This is a genomic window from Bacillus sp. FSL R5-0523 (genome assembly GCF_037975295.1).
Taxonomy (GTDB): Bacteria; Bacillota; Bacilli; order Bacillales; family Bacillaceae; genus Bacillus; species Bacillus subtilis.
The window spans coordinates 400,000-416,917 of record NZ_CP150251.1; the positions used below are offsets into that span (position 1 = coordinate 400,000).

General features: G+C 45.8%; 18 protein-coding genes. 8 read left to right on the forward strand and 10 right to left on the reverse strand.

Annotated elements, in window-relative coordinates; all coding sequences use genetic code 11:
• Window positions 1-49: 49 nt before the first annotated feature.
• A complete protein-coding gene (locus tag NYE53_RS02035; RefSeq protein ID WP_336155015.1) occupies window positions 50-1,276 on the forward strand; it encodes an MFS transporter in 1,227 nt (408 codons plus the stop codon).
• 14 nt (window positions 1,277-1,290) lie between these two features.
• On the opposite strand, the gene NYE53_RS02040 is transcribed toward NYE53_RS02035, so the two are convergent.
• The gene (locus NYE53_RS02040) at window positions 1,291-1,848 is read right to left on the reverse strand and encodes a YcxB family protein (RefSeq protein WP_133953699.1); all 558 of its coding nucleotides are present in this window, start codon (window positions 1,846-1,848) and stop codon (window positions 1,291-1,293) included.
• A 53-nt stretch (window positions 1,849-1,901) separates the two neighbouring features.
• A complete protein-coding gene (locus NYE53_RS02045; RefSeq protein WP_015382749.1) occupies window positions 1,902-2,840 on the reverse strand; it encodes a DMT family transporter in 939 nt (312 codons plus the stop codon).
• 123 nt (window positions 2,841-2,963) lie between these two features.
• On the opposite strand from NYE53_RS02045, the gene NYE53_RS02050 reads away from it, so the two are divergent.
• Window positions 2,964-4,298: a PLP-dependent aminotransferase family protein gene (locus tag NYE53_RS02050; protein ID WP_327829636.1), complete on the forward strand. Its 1,335-nt coding sequence runs from the start codon at window positions 2,964-2,966 to the stop codon at window positions 4,296-4,298.
• Here NYE53_RS02050 and NYE53_RS02055 read toward each other — a convergent pair.
• The 6 genes from NYE53_RS02055 to bsdA form a co-directional block, all read right to left on the reverse strand.
• Window positions 4,293-4,967, reverse strand: coding sequence for a 4'-phosphopantetheinyl transferase (locus NYE53_RS02055; RefSeq protein WP_339246978.1), 675 nt, complete (start codon window positions 4,965-4,967; stop codon window positions 4,293-4,295). The genes NYE53_RS02050 and NYE53_RS02055 overlap by 6 nt on opposite strands.
• A gap of 104 nt (window positions 4,968-5,071) precedes the next feature.
• Window positions 5,072-5,719 (reverse strand): YitT family protein, encoded by a 648-nt coding sequence (locus NYE53_RS02060; RefSeq protein WP_339246981.1) that lies wholly within the window; start codon window positions 5,717-5,719, stop codon window positions 5,072-5,074.
• A gap of 320 nt (window positions 5,720-6,039) precedes the next feature.
• Window positions 6,040-6,783, reverse strand: coding sequence for a cystine ABC transporter ATP-binding protein TcyC (gene tcyC, locus NYE53_RS02065; RefSeq protein ID WP_003234543.1), 744 nt, complete (start codon window positions 6,781-6,783; stop codon window positions 6,040-6,042).
• A 13-nt stretch (window positions 6,784-6,796) separates the two neighbouring features.
• Window positions 6,797-7,501: a cystine ABC transporter permease TcyB gene (tcyB, locus tag NYE53_RS02070; RefSeq protein WP_003234541.1), complete on the reverse strand. Its 705-nt coding sequence runs from the start codon at window positions 7,499-7,501 to the stop codon at window positions 6,797-6,799.
• The gene (gene tcyA, locus NYE53_RS02075) at window positions 7,488-8,294 is read right to left on the reverse strand and encodes a cystine ABC transporter substrate-binding lipoprotein TcyA (protein WP_339246983.1); all 807 of its coding nucleotides are present in this window, start codon (window positions 8,292-8,294) and stop codon (window positions 7,488-7,490) included. The genes tcyB and tcyA overlap by 14 nt, the downstream gene beginning before the upstream one ends.
• 115 nt (window positions 8,295-8,409) lie before the next feature.
• Entirely contained in the window at window positions 8,410-9,282 is an 873-nt protein-coding gene (gene bsdA, locus NYE53_RS02080; RefSeq protein WP_339246986.1) for a transcriptional regulator BsdA, read from the reverse strand.
• An 89-nt stretch (window positions 9,283-9,371) separates the two neighbouring features.
• On the opposite strand from bsdA, the gene NYE53_RS02085 reads away from it, so the two are divergent.
• The 5 genes from NYE53_RS02085 (at window position 9,372) to NYE53_RS02105 (ending at window position 13,026) form a co-directional block, all read left to right on the forward strand.
• Window positions 9,372-9,986 (forward strand): non-oxidative hydroxyarylic acid decarboxylases subunit B, encoded by a 615-nt coding sequence (locus NYE53_RS02085; RefSeq protein ID WP_014478815.1) that lies wholly within the window; start codon window positions 9,372-9,374, stop codon window positions 9,984-9,986.
• 2 nt (window positions 9,987-9,988) lie between these two features.
• The gene (gene bsdC / locus NYE53_RS02090) at window positions 9,989-11,410 is read left to right on the forward strand and encodes a phenolic acid decarboxylase BsdC (RefSeq protein ID WP_003234529.1); all 1,422 of its coding nucleotides are present in this window, start codon (window positions 9,989-9,991) and stop codon (window positions 11,408-11,410) included.
• A 16-nt stretch (window positions 11,411-11,426) separates the two neighbouring features.
• Window positions 11,427-11,654 (forward strand): phenolic acid decarboxylase subunit BsdD, encoded by a 228-nt coding sequence (gene bsdD / locus NYE53_RS02095; RefSeq protein WP_010886405.1) that lies wholly within the window; start codon window positions 11,427-11,429, stop codon window positions 11,652-11,654.
• Window positions 11,651-12,115, forward strand: coding sequence for a pyridoxamine 5'-phosphate oxidase family protein (locus NYE53_RS02100; RefSeq protein ID WP_128471712.1), 465 nt, complete (start codon window positions 11,651-11,653; stop codon window positions 12,113-12,115). Before bsdD ends, NYE53_RS02100 begins: the two co-directional genes overlap by 4 nt.
• A gap of 65 nt (window positions 12,116-12,180) precedes the next feature.
• Window positions 12,181-13,026 carry an alpha/beta hydrolase gene (locus NYE53_RS02105; protein ID WP_339246990.1) on the forward strand — a complete coding sequence of 282 codons (846 nt, stop codon included), beginning with the start codon at window positions 12,181-12,183 and terminating at the stop codon, window positions 13,024-13,026.
• A 40-nt stretch (window positions 13,027-13,066) separates the two neighbouring features.
• Here the strand turns inward: NYE53_RS02105 and NYE53_RS02110 are convergent, their stop codons facing one another.
• Entirely contained in the window at window positions 13,067-14,545 is a 1,479-nt protein-coding gene (locus tag NYE53_RS02110; RefSeq protein WP_339246992.1) for a peptide MFS transporter, read from the reverse strand.
• Window positions 14,546-14,824: 279 nt separating this feature from the next.
• Between NYE53_RS02110 and NYE53_RS02115 the strand changes: the two genes are divergently transcribed.
• Window positions 14,825-16,579, forward strand: a complete 1,755-nt coding sequence (locus NYE53_RS02115; protein WP_339246995.1) for a right-handed parallel beta-helix repeat-containing protein — start codon at window positions 14,825-14,827, stop codon at window positions 16,577-16,579.
• 14 nt (window positions 16,580-16,593) lie between these two features.
• Here the strand turns inward: NYE53_RS02115 and NYE53_RS02120 are convergent, their stop codons facing one another.
• Window positions 16,594-16,815 carry a hypothetical protein gene (locus NYE53_RS02120; protein ID WP_015252828.1) on the reverse strand — a complete coding sequence of 74 codons (222 nt, stop codon included), beginning with the start codon at window positions 16,813-16,815 and terminating at the stop codon, window positions 16,594-16,596.
• Window positions 16,816-16,918 lie beyond the last annotated feature (103 nt).

Below are 16,918 nucleotides of genomic sequence, written 5' to 3' on the forward strand. Positions count from 1 at the left end.
TTTTGCATGGTATAATAGTCGAAATACTCAAATAAAGGCAGGTCGAAACATGCGCACGTCTCCCAGGATGAAATGGTTTGTATTGCTGTTTACGTTTGTTTTCGCCATCGGAATGAACTCATTCAGAAATTCCTTTCAATTTTTTATGCTGCCAATGGCGGATGCCTTCCATGCCGACAGGTCGCTGATCTCGGTTTCTGTCAGCATTTTTATGATCACAACCGGCATCGTCCAGTTTTTTGTCGGTTTTTTCATCGACCGTTTCAGTGTCAGAAAAATTATGGCGCTTGGAGCTGTCTGCATCAGCGCAAGCTTTTTGGTGCTTCCTTATTCACCGAATGTTCATGTGTTTTCCGCCATTTACGGTGTGCTTGGCGGAATCGGCTATTCCTGCGCGGTCGGCGTGACGACCCAGTATTTCATCAGCCGTTGGTTTGACACACACAAAGGTCTGGCGCTTGCTATTTTGACCAATGCCAACTCTGCGGGCCTGCTGCTTCTCTCGCCCATTTGGGCTGCGGCTCCGTATCATGCCGGCTGGCAGAGCACCTATACGATTTTGGGAATCGTCATGGCGGCTGTTCTGCTGCCGCTCCTCGTCTTTGGGATGAAGCACCCGCCACATGCGCAAGCGGAGTCTGTGAAAAAATCTTATGATTGGCGGGGATTTTGGAACGTAATGAAGCAATCCCGCCTCATTCATATCCTGTACTTCGGCGTGTTTACTTGCGGATTTACGATGGGAATTATTGATGCTCACCTCGTCCCGATACTGAAGGATGCGCATGTCTCTCATGTCAACGGAATGATGGCCGCGTTCGGAGCATTTATCATCATTGGTGGATTATTGGCGGGCTGGCTGTCCGATCTCCTCGGCAGCAGAAGCGTCATGCTATCCATCTTATTTTTCATTCGGCTGCTCAGCCTCATTTGCCTGCTCATTCCCATTCTCGGAATTCATCACAGCGAACTTTGGTATTTTGGCTTTATCCTGTTATTTGGACTCAGTTACACAGGCGTGATCCCGCTGACCGCGGCATCTATTTCTGAAAGCTATCATTCAGGATTGATCGGCTCGCTGTTAGGCATCAATTTCTTTATCCATCAGGTTGCCGGAGCTCTCAGCGTGTATGCGGGCGGTTTGTTTTTTGACATGACTCATGGTTATTTGCTGATTGTCGCTGTGTGCATCGTGTTTGTGGGTTTATCGGCTGTAATAGAGCTGGTGCCGTTTTTAGATAAACAAAAGGCAAAAGAAACCCACCAATCAATATAAAAGGATCAGCACTGTCAATGCTGATCCTTTTTAAATTTGAGTTTTTTTGTTTCGGTATTTTTAAGGATAATCTCCTTGAATCTGTTCATCTCCACTTCGGAATGAAAAAAATGTTTTGGTATTGCAATATATTGGCTGCTTGATGTATTGACCCTGAAGATATTTTTATATTCGAAAACAGCTGTGATTTCATCCCAATTGAAAATGAGGTCATATTTTTTAGAACATATACGAATTCCTTCTTGGTTCAGAGTATATGTTCTTTTAGATTTCATCCGTTCGTTCTTCTTGTATGCTCTTGAAAACTTCACATATAGAAGAAGGAGGAGCAGCAGTGTAAACAGAACGGACATCACGATAATCAACATACTGTTCATAAACAAGTTAAGCGCGTCACTGCCATAAACGATACGGGGCCATCCGTTAATGAAGTTAACTGCAGCAAATATGGCGCAAAACAACAGAAAGTAAAAACATGATAATTTTGCGAGTTGATAAAAAAAGATTTCTCTTACATCCTTAAAAGCGATTTCTCCTGGAAGATTGATACTTTCACTAGCATATTGAATCATACGGTAAACCTACACCTCTAACCATGTTTTTCCTTTCAGTCTAGCATAATTTCTCATTTTTTTGCAGGCATACCAGGGCGCTTTGTTTTTTTCTCCAGATTGATATTGCTCCCCACCACGCCAATCATAATACAAACAGCCCCGGCAAGATGATACCAGGCCAGGCTTTCGTTGAGAATCACAACTCCTGCAATCATCGTCACAATGGTAGATACATGATTAAAAGCGCTCATTTTAAACGCCTCAATTCGCGACAGCGTATAGTTAGACAGAAATGAAGTGACAAGTGAAGACAGCACGCCCAAATACACAATGGCGAGAACGAAGCCGGGCTCCCGGAACGGCAGAAAATAAGTGCCGACTGTTCCCGCCGCTCCGTGACGCACAAGGGCGATGGCGTTGAAGACGACAAAGCCGATGGCCGACATGATGTAGGTGAGCTCGGTCAGCTTGAACCGCTGCGTCATTTTTCTGGCAGCAGTATTGTACATCGCTGAAGACAAAGCGGACAATAGGATCAGCAAAGACCCTTTTAAGCTGGCTGATTCCACGTCAACGCCTTTCATCACAAAAATAAACATGACGCCGGCAACGGATAAAACCGTGAATCCCTTTTGCGTCCACGTTGGGCGTTCCTTTAAAACATAAGCGGCAAAGACCATCGTGAAAATCGGAATGGCTGCCTGAATAATTCCCGCTTCAGAGGAGGACGAGTACACAAGGCCGAATGCCTGAAAGCTGAAAAATAACGCGGGATACAGCAGGGCGAGCGGCAAAATGGCAATGACGTCCTTTACGCGGATTGATAGCTTTACCCAGCCGAATAAGATCGGTATAGTGGCCGCAGCAAACGCAATGGTGAACCGATGCGCCAAAATATCAAACGGCTCTGCTGTTTGCAGTGCGATTTTTACGAATAGAAAGGATAAACCGATAATGAACGAATATAAAATAGCCGCCATATAAGCGGGGGCTTGCTGATGTTTAACCATAATGGGAAGTGCTCCTTTACCTGAATTGCAGCGCCGGTCGCTCCCTTTATTGTATGGCCGCGGTCAGAACGGTACAATGAGAAAAACAATGAACTGTACCGGTACAAAACAGGGGGAGAAGGCATGGAGAAATATATGAGTCTAGTAACGAGGATAGAGGAGATGATGCAAAGCACCGCCTATCAAGAAGGAGACAGGATTCCATCTATCCGTCAGCTGTCCGCCCGCTACCAAGTCAGCAAAAGCACAGTGATCCGCGCGTTGCAGGAGCTGGAAAAGCGCCACCTTATCTATTCTGTTCCGAAAAGCGGCTATTATATTGTGAAAAAGACGGGAAAAGCCAAAAGCGGGCAGCAGGGTCCCATCGACTTTGCCACATCTGCGCCGGACCCAGATGTGTTTCCGTATCTTGATTTTCAGCACTGTATCAACAAAGCGATTGATACATACAAGAACGATTTGTTTATTTATGGGACGCCAAAGGGTCTTCCATCACTCATCCGTGTACTCCGAAAGCTCTTGGCCACTCAACAGGTATTTGCGGATGAACGGCATATTTTCATTACATCAGGTGTCCAGCAGGCGTTATCCTTGCTTTGTGCCATGCCGTTCCCAAATGGGAAAGAGAAGATCGCCATTGAACAGCCGGGCTACCATTTGATGGTCGAACAGCTTGAGACGCTCGGGATTCCCGCCATCGGGGTGAAACGAATGGAAGAAGGGCTTGATATAGCCGAGGTTGAGCGGTTATTTCAAACAGAATCGATTAAATTTTTTTATACGATGCCGCGCTTCCATAACCCGCTTGGCTGCTCATTGTCAGAGCGTGATAAACAGGAGCTTGTGAGACTGGCAGAAGCGTATGATGTCTATCTCGTTGAGGATGATTACCTCGGTGATCTGGAGGAAAATAAAAAGGCAGATCCGCTGTACGCATATGATCTGTCCTCACATGTCATCTATTTGAAAAGCTTCTCGAAAATGATGTTCCCCGGCCTTCGCGTGGGGGCGGCTGTTTTACCCGAAGCGCTGACTGACACGTTCTATGCGTACAAAAAGCTGAACGACATCGACTGTTCAATGATTTCTCAAGCGGCATTGGAGATTTACCTGAAAAGCGGTATGTACGGCAGGCATAAGGAGAAAATCAGAGATTCTTATAAAGAGCGGTCACTGAGGCTACATCAAGCCATTCGAACTCACAGGCAGCTGGGAAGCGGACGCTTTACGTTCTCCAGCGGGCAGGCACCCTGTATGCACACCCATCTGGTGCTTCCTCAGGATCTGCCCGCCTCAAGAGTGATTCATAGACTGAAAAAACAAGGGGTTCTCCTTGAGGCGATAGACCGTCATTATTTATCAGATTATCCGAAAGAAAATCTATTAAAAATCAATATTTCCAATGTGAAAACGGAAGATATTGAGCGCGGTGTCAAGCTGTTGATGAGTCATTTATAAAAGCTCTTCGTACGAGACCATTGTGATATCCTCGGGGAAATCAGGGTGTGCGGCGCATACAGCCATTTTGTAGCCGGGATCGACCTCATACGTTTTGATATAGCATGGGGAATGGCTGTCCGGAAGCTCAATGGATACTTGTCCGTCCTGATGCAGGCACACTGAAAAGGAATCAAGCGGAAACGATAAACCTTTGCCTTCCTGTTTGATAAAGCTTTCTTTCATTGACCATAGATGATAAAAATAGTCTGTCTGCTCGTCCTTGTCTTTTGCTAAAAGGTCGCTGTACTCTGTTTTTGAAAAGAAGCGCTTGGCGATCTCAAGGCTGATCGGTTTCGTTTTTTCGATATCTATGCCGATCGGCTGTGAATCAAACGCACCAATGACCCAGCGGCCGGAGTGAGAAATGTTGAAATGAGCGTCGGGAAGATCAGGGATGCACGGCTTCCCGTATTCCTGCGTGCTAAAGCGGATATCGGATTTGTCCAACTGATACTGCCTGCTTATGACTGAGCGAACGAGCACATCTCCCAGCAGGGTGCGGTGAGCATCTTCTTTATGATAAAATCTCCGGCATTTCTCCCGTTTTTCAGGTGATATGAAAGACATGAACCGTTCATTTTCTTCCTGTGAAAGCGGGCGGTCCATATAAATTCCGTAAATCTTCATTCTAGATCCTCCGTCTGCAAAAGATTGTCAAAACCATCCTATCATACTTCCACAAGACTCATATAGAGGAGAAAATAAAAAAACAAAGCCAAGGCGGCTTTGTTTTAGTGTACAGGCGGAGATGCTTTCACAGCGGCTGTCCGCCTTGCCACAGCATAATTCAGCAACTGGATTGACTGGGGCAATGAAAAGCGCAAAATAAGTCCTGTGAGGATGGCGGTCAAAATGGTGCCAAAACCGATCGGCCCGCCCATGCCCCATGCCGCAAACAAAATGGTTATTTCCATGCCGTTCCGCACCCATTGCACATTCCATCCGGTTTTTTCTGTAATCAGCATCATCAGTGAATCACGCGGCCCCGCGCCAAGGCCTGCTGATACATAAACACCGACGCCGTAACCGATCAGCACTACGCCGAGAGAGAAGACGATGATCGAGCCTGTGTAGGTCGAGGGGGCAGGCAGAATGAAATTGAAAAAATCTATAAATACACCGATGAGCACCATATTCAGGAGGGCCCCAATTTTCGGCCAAGCTCTCGTAAACAATGACGTCAATCCGACGATGAGCGCTCCAATAATGATGGACCACTGGCCGACGGTAAGCCCGAAGTGCTGAAACAGGCTGTAATGAAATGCATCCCACGGACTAATGCCGAGTGCTTTTCCTTCTATCGTCAGGGATACACCAAAAGCCAAAATGATCAAACCGGCAAAATAAAATGTCCAGCGCAGAACAAGTTCTTGCTTCACGTGAGGTCCCTTCTTTCGTAAAAATCAGTCGATTGTCATTGTAGCACATCTGACAGAAGGGCGGAATAGGCGAAAGGGGCTCAACAAAAAAACAGGGCCGCCGCGGGCGCCCTGTTCCAGCGTGTTGGAAATCCCTTGCATTCGTTGTCAGGCCTGCGCTTCTGTGCTCACGAATTTCACATTCGCTGTGCTCCAATGCTCGCCCTTCCTAGACTTCAAAGGTTTTCAATCACGCTGAAAATGACAAAATCCTAAAACGAAAATCGTTTTAGGATTTTGTCAACAATCTGTAACAGGGCGCAGGCGCCCTGTTTTTCTTATTACAGCGGGTTCAAAATCCGGTTCAAGAACCGCTGTGTCCGTTCTTCTTTTGGTGCGGAGAAAATTTGCTCCGGCGGTCCTTGCTCCACGATAACGCCGCCGTCGATGAAGATGACTTCATCCGCAACTTCCTGCGCGAACTTGATTTCGTGGGTCACGACGACCATGGTCCAGCCTTCATTGGCCAAGTCCTTGATAACCTTCAGCACCTCTCCGACAAGCTCGGGATCAAGCGCTGAGGTCGGTTCGTCAAACAGCATGAGCTCAGGCTGAATCGCCAGTGCGCGGGCGATGCCGACGCGCTGCTGCTGGCCGCCGGAAAGCTGGAACGGATATAAATCCATTTTGTCCTTCAATCCGACTTTATCAAGAAGCTGAATCGCTTCTTTTCTGACTTCCTCTTTGTTCCGTTTTTGCACCTGAATAGGGCCCTCCATCACGTTTTCGAGGGCTGTGCGGTGCGGGAACAGGTGATACGCCTGAAACACCATTCCGGATTTTCGGCGAAGCTTTAGGATATCCGCCTGTTTCACCTTTTTAGAGAAATCGATGGAGAAATCATCAAATGCAAGCTCTCCGCGATTCGGGATCTCCAGAGCGTTCAGGCAGCGGAGCAGCGTCGTTTTCCCTGAACCTGAAGGCCCAAGTATGGCGATGACTTTTCCTTTTTCAATCTTCATATCTATCTTTTTTAAAATTTCATTTTCACCGAATGATTTGTTTAATCCTTTAACGGTAAGCATACTCGGAACCTCCTTATTTGGCCACGTAGCGGTCAAGACGCCGTTCGATGACATGCTGGACGAGTGAGAGCAGGAAGCAGATAATCCAATAAATAAAGGCTGCTTCAATATAGATCACTAAAATTTGATCAAGATTCCGCGCGCCGATTTCCTGGGCTTTTCTGAACAGCTCAGCGACCAGAATTTGAGAGGCGAGGGATGTATCTTTAATCAGGCTGATAAAGGTATTGGATAATGGCGGGATCGACACACGAAACGCCTGCGGCAAAATGACGCGGAACAGCGTTTTTTGATGTGTCATGCCAATTGTGTAGCCGGCTTCCCATTGCCCTTTCGGCACGGATAAAATAGATGCCCGAATGATTTCAGATGCATAGGCGCCGACGTTTAATGAAAAGGCGATAACTGCGCTTGGAAATGGATCTAATGTGACGTTAAAGGCCGGGAACAGATAGAAAATGATGAACAATTGAACGAGAAGAGGAGTGCCGCGTATTGCGGATACGTATACGCTGAACACCCATCTCAAAGGTCTCACTTTCGACATTCTGGCAAGCGCCGTAATCAGCGCCAGGATCATTCCGAATATAAAGGAAAGAATCGTAAGGGGAATCGTATAGTAGATTCCCCCTGAAAGTATCGGCCAGAATGACTGCTGCACCAGATCCCACGGGATCGCCGTGCCAAGCGTCAATGCCGGCAGATTATTTAGAAACATCTTCGCCGAACCATTTTTTAGAGATTTTAGAAAGAGTCCCGTCCTCTTTCATTTCTTTTAATGCTTTGTTGACTTGATCAACAACCTCGCCGCTTCCTTTACGGAACGTGAAATAGGTTGACTGCGGATCGCCTGTTTCAAACGCGATTTTCACGTTTTTATTGCCAGATGTTTTTAAGTAGTTCAATACGGCAAGCTTATCGTTGTATGTCATATCGACACGGCCTTGCTGGATCATTTGAAGGGCCTGCGCCATGCCTTCAACGCCTTCTACTTTAGCGCCGGCATTTGTAGCTAATTTGTTGTAGTTGCTTGTCAGTGATTGAGCTGACGTTTTTCCTTTTACATCTGCTTCAGACTTAATATCGTTGTTGTCTGTTTTCGTCACGACAACGGCTCTTGATGTTGTGTATTTATCTGAGAAATCATACTTGTTTTCACGGTCTGTTTTTCCGACTTGGTTGGCAATGACGTCAAACCGTTTGGAATTCAGGCCGGCAAACATGCTGTCCCATTGTGTTTCTTTAAAATCGGCTTTAAGCCCGAGGCGTTTTGCGACTTCTGTGATAACTTCGACATCATAGCCAGTCAGTTTATCAGTGTCTTTGTCGTGGTAAGTGAACGGCTCATATGTTCCTTCCGTTCCGACTGTGAGCACACCTTTTTTCTTAATTGAAGCCCAAAGATCGCCATCTTTGGCATTATCTTTTGACTGATTGTCATTTCCTGCTCCGCAAGCTGCAAGAGCTGCAATACTTACGACCATGAATAAAGCCAATAATGCTTTTTTCATCTTATTCCCCACTTTTCTGGTTGATTTTATTGAAATAAAAAAATAGCTTACAAATCTAAAGGATAACTTTTTTTTAGTATGAGTCAAGTAATTGGTTTTCATAAGGCAAAATCTTTTAAAATAAATCCAAAAATTGCTGTGCCGGTTTAGGCAAATAACTGTCCGTTCTCCACATGACAGCCGGTGTCATAATGAAGGGATTATTTTCGATATGGACGGTGTGAACGTGATTTCTCATATGAACGGGAATCATTGTGACAGGCAAAATAGACGCGCCGAATCCGGATGACACGAGGCTGAGCAAAGTTGCAGAGTCGTGGCATTCACAAACAATGCGCGGCTCCAGGTTCAAACGATGAAATTCATTCATGACCTGATTATAGACGCCTTTTCCGTTGACAGGCCTCAGCAGGATCAGCGGAAATGAAGGAATGTCCTCCATCTTAATGGTGTCTCCGCACGGATATCCGGCTTCATCTGAAAGCACGAGCACACATGGAATGTCATCAAGCTGTTTGAATTGTACTGTGTCATTTTTGATCAGTGTTGTCGTGACCGCCGCATCGATTTGCCGGCTTTCCAGCAGTTCCAACAGTGTCGCGGGTTCATTTTCCCAAATATTAAAGGTGAGATGGGGGTATCTCTCTTTGATCTGTGTTACTTTTTCAAGCATCAGAGCCGCGCAATAAATCGTTGATCCCACGGCAAGTGTGCCGGCTACTTCCTCCTTCAGCTCCTGTACCTCAATGACTGCATCTTCAAACCTATGCAGAATCTCTTTTGCTCTTTTTAGAAAAACAGCTCCTTCATATGTAAGAGTCATTTGTTTTTTCTTGTTCCGGTCAAACAGGACAACACCAAGTTCGTCCTCCAGCTGTTTGAGCTGCCTGCTTAAAGGCGGCTGCGCCATGTGAAGCTTTTTGGCTGCGGACGTGATTTTCTGTTCTTGGGCAATGGTAATGAAGTATCGAAGCTGGCGAATATCCAAAAGAAAGCGCCTCCTTATCATACCTTTTAGGTATTAAATATAGATTTAATAGATATTTTTCATATGGATATATCAGGAGTATGATTGAAATGAAAGCAGAATTCAAGCGTAAAGGAGGGGGCAAAGTGAAACTCGTTGTCGGAATGACAGGGGCAACAGGGGCCATTTTCGGGGTCAGGCTGCTGCAGTGGCTGAAGGCCGCCGGAGTGGAAACCCATCTCGTTGTGTCTCCTTGGGCAAACGTCACGATCAAACATGAAACAGGCTATACCTTACAAGAAGTAGAACAACTGGCCACATACACTTACTCACATAAGGATCAGGCGGCAGCCATTTCAAGCGGGTCGTTTGATACCGATGGAATGATTGTTGCGCCGTGCAGCATGAAATCTCTCGCAAGCATTCGCACCGGAATGGCGGATAATCTGCTGACACGTGCGGCGGATGTCATGCTCAAGGAGAGAAAAAAACTCGTCCTCTTAACGAGAGAGACGCCTTTGAACCAAATACATCTCGAAAATATGCTAGCGCTTACGAAAATGGGCACCATCATTCTTCCTCCGATGCCGGCATTTTATAATCAGCCGAGCAGCTTAGAGGAAATGGTTGACCATATTGTATTCAGAACGTTGGACCAATTCGGCATTCGGCTTCCTGAAGCGAAGCGCTGGAATGGGATTGAAAAACAAAAAGGAGGAGCTTGATCATGGCTTATCAAGATTTCAGAGAATTTCTCGCTGCCCTTGAAAAAGAAGGACAGCTGCTTACAGTGAATGAAGAGGTAAAGCCGGAACCGGATTTAGGGGCCGCCGCACGGGCAGCCAGCAATCTTGGCGATAAAAGCCCCGCGCTCTTATTTAACAACATTTACGGCTATCATAACGCGCGAATTGCGATGAATGTCATCGGCTCTTGGCCAAACCATGCAATGATGCTGGGCATGCCGAAAGACACACCGGTAAAAGAACAGTTTTTTGAATTCGCAAAGCGTTATGACCAATTTCCGATGCCGGTCAAACGTGAGGAAACAGCGCCATTTCATGAAAATGAAATCACAGAAGATATCAATTTGTTCGATATACTGCCTCTTTTCAGAATAAACCAAGGAGACGGAGGCTACTATCTAGACAAAGCGTGTGTTATTTCTCGTGATCTAGAGGACCCTGACAACTTCGGCAAACAAAATGTCGGCATTTACAGAATGCAGGTCAAAGGAAAAGACCGCCTTGGCATTCAGCCTGTCCCGCAGCACGATATTGCAATCCATCTGCGCCAAGCTGAAGAACGCGGCATCAATCTTCCAGTCACTATTGCGCTCGGCTGTGAGCCGGTCATTACAACGGCGGCATCGACTCCGCTTCTCTATGATCAATCAGAATACGAAATGGCAGGTGCGATTCAAGGCGAACCATATCGCATCGTCAAATCAAAGCTGTCTGATCTTGATGTTCCTTGGGGCGCTGAAGTGGTGCTTGAAGGTGAGATCATTGCTGGAGAGCGCGAATATGAAGGGCCGTTCGGTGAATTCACAGGCCATTATTCCGGCGGACGCAGCATGCCGATTATCAAAATTAAACGCGTCTATCACAGAAACAATCCGATCTTTGAACATTTATACTTAGGCATGCCTTGGACAGAATGCGATTACATGATCGGCATTAACACATGCGTGCCGCTTTATCAGCAGTTAAAAGAAGCGTACCCGAACGAAATTGTGGCAGTGAACGCCATGTACACACACGGTTTAATCGCGATTGTTTCCACAAAAACCCGCTATGGCGGATTTGCGAAAGCGGTCGGCATGCGCGCACTCACAACGCCGCATGGACTTGGCTATTGCAAAATGGTCATTGTCGTTGATGAGGATGTCGATCCATTCAACCTTCCGCAGGTCATGTGGGCGCTTTCGACCAAAATGCATCCGAAACACGATGCGGTCATCATTCCGGACTTATCTGTCCTGCCGCTTGATCCGGGATCCAATCCATCAGGAATCACTCACAAAATGATTCTCGACGCCACTACACCGGTTGCGCCGGAAACAAGAGGCCATTATTCACAGCCGCTTGATTCTCCGCTAACAACGAAAGAATGGGAACAAAAACTAATGGACTTAATGAATAAATAAGGAAAGGATGTTCGAAATGCATACATGTCCTCGATGCGACTCAAAAAAGGGAGAAGTCATGAGCAAATCGCCTGTAGAAGGCGCATGGGAAGTTTATCAGTGCCAAACATGCTTTTTTACATGGAGATCCTGTGAACCGGAAAGCATTACGAATCCCGAAAAATACAATCCAGCGTTTAAAATTGACCCAAAGGAAACAGAAACAGCAATTGAAGTTCCGGCGGTGCCGGAACGAAAGGCTTGATCCGCGTGAACTGTATGTCAGACCGTCTCTTTGAGCTGCTTGACGGGAGCTGCCTGAATGAGAAGCAGCATGAGGCCTTCGTTCTGCAAACAGTATCAGAGGATGGCTGGCCGCATGCCGCTATGATCAGTGCAGGTGAAATCATCGCACTGAGCCGAACTGATATCCGAATCGCTCTGTGGAAAAACACAATGACTTCGGCCAACATCCTTCGTACAGGAAAAGCACAGTTCACGGCATGGTGGAAGGGAGCGGCCTATTATGTAAAGCTTGAATGCGCGCCTTTACCGCCTTTGAAAGATGCCGAATACGAAAGAGACCGTTTTTCCTGCCGCATCGTTTCAGTGAAGGAGGACGTTGCGAAATACGCTGATTTGACTTCAGGTGTCCGTATACAGCTTCACAGCGCTGAAGAGGTGCTGGGCAGATGGGAAAAGACCCTGGAAGATTTAAAGCGGTAATATCGATAGCCTGACGCCATGCGTCAGGCTTTTTTTATATAATGAAAACAAAGGGGGCGTGAGAAATGGAACGTGTGGGGATCTGTCACTCGGACGGCTTTGATTTAGCTTATCGAATTGAGGGCGAGGGCGCACCCATCCTTGTGATCGGGAGTGCGGTTTACTACCCGCGCCTTTTTTCCTCAGATATCAAACAGAAATATCAATGGGTCTTTATCGACCATAGGGGATTTGCTAAGCCTAAGCGGGAGCTTCGTGCGGAGGATTCGAGGCTTGATGCCGTCTTGGCTGATATCGAAAGGATGAGAACATTTCTTCAGCTTAAGGATGTTACTATCCTGGGACATTCCGGGCACGCTTTTATGGCTTTAGAGTATGCCAGGACATATCCCAAACAAGTTCGGAAGGTGGCGCTCTTCAATACTGCGCCTGATAACAGTGAAGAAAGACAGCGAAAAAGTGAATCATTTTTCATGGGAACAGCCAGTCTTGAGAGAAAGAAGCGCTTTGAAAAAGACATCGCGAATTTGCCACAGGACATCGAAAAAGATCCTGAAAGGCGCTTTGTGCACATGTGTATTCGCGCTGAAGCAAAAAGCTTTTATCAAGAGCGGCCGCATGCAGCTGCCTTATGGGACGGTGTATTCACGAATATGCCGATCATTGATGAATTATGGGGCAATACATTTGCCCGGATTGATCTTATTCAGCGGTTAGCTGATGTTCGTATGCCGGTGTATATCGGATTAGGGAGATATGATTATTTGGTTGCGCCCGTTGCGCTATGGGATGCAGTTGACGGTTTATATCCCCATGTGGATAAGGTTATTTTTGAAAGGAGCGGCCATCAGCCGATGCTGGAAGAACCGGAAGCCTTTGATCAAAGCTTCAGCAAATGGCTGGATCAATAAAAAAACAGCCCGCAGATCAAAATCCGCGGGCTGTTTCTGATTATAAGACCCCTTTCATCGCGCGTTTGATCATCGGCGAGAGCAGCAGGAGAATGCCGCCAAGAACGATAGAAATCAAACCGATGGTGCCGAAGTACATTGTTTCAGGAATTTTATCAAACAATCCGGCTACTTGGGCATTGATCGCTTGGGCTGCTGCGTTCGTCAGAAACCACATACTCATTGTCTGTGCAGAGAAGGCAGCTGGTGCCAGTTTCGTTGTCACGGATAAACCGACTGGAGACAGGCACAGCTCTCCAAGCACGACAAGCAGGAAGCTGAGAACGAGCCAAAGCGGGCTTACGAGTGCTTCTTTTCCTTGCATAGCAGGGAATACCATAATGATAAATGACAATCCGGCCAAAATAATTCCGATTGAGAATTTAACTGGTGTAGATGGCTGGCGTTTGCCAAGCTTCATCCAGAGCCATGCGAATATTGGCGCAAAAATGACAACAAATAATGGATTTAATGATTGGAACCAAGATGACTGAAGTTCGAATCCGCCCAATGAAAGTCTTATGCGTTCATCAGCGTATACCGCAAGAATGGTCGCTCCCTGTTCCTGAATGGCCCAGAACATGACTGCACCGATAAACAAAGGAATGTATGCGGCAAGACGAGATTTTTCTGTTTTGTCCGCTTTTTTGCTTGTAAACATGATGATGAAATAAATAACAGGAATCAAAATACCGAGAATACTTACAAGGTCGATGAAACGATTGATCGTCAGCACGCCTGTTTGTACAGAGATCATCACTGCGATCGCCACGATGATAACACCGATTCCGGTGCCAATCGCAGATTTTTTAGACAGCGGATTCGGCACATTGGAACCTGCAAGCCCGAGGTTTTTCTTTCTTGTCAAAGCAAATACGATGAGTCCGAGAAGCATTCCGACCGCGGCAGTTCCGAAGCCGAGATGATAGTTGTACTTCTGTCCGAGTGTTCCGACAATTAACGGCGCAAGTAAACCACCGAGGTTAATCCCCATGTAGAAAATACTGAAACCTGAGTCGCGGCGCGGGTCTTCTTTCGTGTAAAGATCCCCAACCACGCTTGAAACGTTTGGTTTTAATAAGCCTGTTCCGACAATGATAAGCACCATGCTGATATAGAATGCGATCGCGCTGCCCGGATAGGCGAGTGCAATGTGTCCGAACATAATGAATATGCCGCCGTAAAACACGGTGTTTGCGGTACCGAATACCCGGTCAGCGAGCCATCCGCCAATAATAGTGGACATGTATACGAGTGATCCGTAAATCGACATAATGGCAACCGCAGTGCCCTTGTCAAAGCCGAGCCCTCCGTTTACCGTCTCTGTATACAAATAGTAAAGTAAGATTGCTCTCATTCCATAGTAAGAGAAACGCTCCCAAAATTCGGTGAAAAATAGTGTAAATAGTCCTCGCGGGTGACCAAAGAACCCTTTTTGCGGGACGCTTTTAATGATACTTTCGTTATCAATCGAAGCCATGTCAGCCAAACCCTTTCTAAAAAAAGTGTATTATAAAAATCATATTCTTATATAATACTTGTGTCAATATAATTTATACTCATTTCAAATAGTTCCATAATGGAAAAATTATAAATACCTAAAAATAGTGATTTTCTCCTAATTTTTATACTCTTTATCGTGAGATTTTCTTACACAGCTATTCCTTTATATTTTTTTAATAAAATTTTAGAGAAATGTACAAGCAGATCGGGCCTTTGTGAGTAACATGATAGTAATCATAGAGAAGGAGGCTCGCAATTGGCTGAATTCATATTAAATGCAGCGGATTTCGGTGTTCCTGGAGATGGTAAAACGGATTCGACAGAACGGATTAATCAGTGCCTCAGTACAGCTGTTTCGAAAGGCTATCATACTGTCTGGTTTCCAAAGGGAACATATTTAATAGACGCAACGCTTGGCGGAGATCTTAATCAGAGGTTTCGTAACGCGGGGATCATTGTTCCCGGCAACCTTGAGATTATGATGGACCCCGAATGTATCATGAAAGTGATACCGAATAGTTCGTGGGGTTATTCCGCATTTTATGTAGGCAAGCAAGAGAATATAACCATTTCCGGGGGACAAATTATCGGCGAACGGGATGAGCATACGTATGCCTCGGCAGGGATAAGGTCAACCCATGAATGGGGCTTTGGCATATGTATTGAAGGATGCTCGAATGTTGTCATTGATGATGTGAAAATATCCGATTTTACCGGCGATGGGATCATAGTCAGCCCAAGGGGATTAAAGACCAATCAAGATTATCGAACGTCAGAGCAAATTATCATCCGCCGCTGTGAGGTTCGGCGGTCGAGGAGAAATAACATTTCCATTACCGGATGTGACATGGTCACGGTGGAGGAATGCTTGATTGAAGATGCCGGAACGGGGAATGGAACAGCGCCGAAATTCGGAATTGACATTGAAGGATATGGCGAAGGTGATGTTGATTATGAGGAACCGATTAATGTATCAATTCGCAATAACCACTTTGTTGGAAACGTTTCAAGTTCTGTGACCAATTTTAACGGGTATGGCATTTTAATAGAAGGAAATCACTCAGACAATACAATCAGCTACGGATATGGGACGCAAACAGTGATCAAGGGAAATATACTGAGGCGCCCTGAAGACGCGGCGGCTGCGCCAAGAGTCGGGATAACCGGACTCGGTGTATCACAAGGAAAAGAGACCAGTGATGCAGTGATCGCTGGCAACCTCATTACCGGATTTTCAACTGGAATTGATGTCAGGGGAAAGAGCGTTCTTGTGACGAACAACAAAATCAGCAACTTTGAAAACACAGGGATATTGGTTTATCAGTCCTCTGACGTAAAGGTAGACGGAAACCAAATTCAAAACGGACTGTCTGAAACAAGGCGCAGCGTCGGTCTTCGTGCAGTGCTTTCAGATGACACCGCTTTTCTGAATAACTGTCTCATTCAAGTCGTTGACGGTGTGAGCGTTTCGGGCGGAAACATGATCATTAAAGATAATCTCCTGAGAAAATTCAGCCGAGGCATTTGGATTGCTCAAGGGAACGCGGTGATTGAAGGGAATACACTGAATCCTGGCGCGTTTGAAGCAGTGCCGGAATCATATTCTGTTTCCGTTACAAACAATGCCGGCGCTATCATCAAAAACAATACATTTAAAGAGTTTAAAAATTACCCCATTTACTGCTCCACAAGTGCAAAAACCTCAATTATCGGCAACCACTTAGAGAGATCTCCGCTTTTGGTCACCATCTATATCAGCGCCGGTGTGCATGAGATTTTTGATAATACCATTTCAGTCAACAGAACAGCCGGGAATCCGATTGTGATTTATCTCAATGGCTCTGCAGGCTCTATCATCTCAGGAAACACCATCAATAACCTCTCCGCGGGCACTGCGACAGCTATTCAAACAAACACGTCAACCAATTCCAAAATCATCGGCAACCGCATTTTTAAAGGGACCATCAACAAACACAGCAGTGATGCAATAGACGGCAATATTATCGTCTGAAAAAAGCGCCCCCTCTAGGGGTTCTTTTTTTTCGATTTATAGATCACGTACATTTCTCTCACAAGTACTAACACAAAAAATAAAATCACGACCCATTCCGCAAATGTTGTCATCTTAAAGCTGGACATATTGTTATAAACGGCTTTTGTTAAACTGAACCCTTGAAGCATGTCCATCAATACAGAAATAGCTAATAAACAAATTAATATAACTCCTGTCACGCCCAATATCTTCATGCTTCATCATCCTCCGCTTTTAGTGTCTATCGTTGGCGGAGAAGTTATACCGCATCTAACCCTAATGCATAATCTCAATTTTAAAAGGAAGAATATGAGAAAA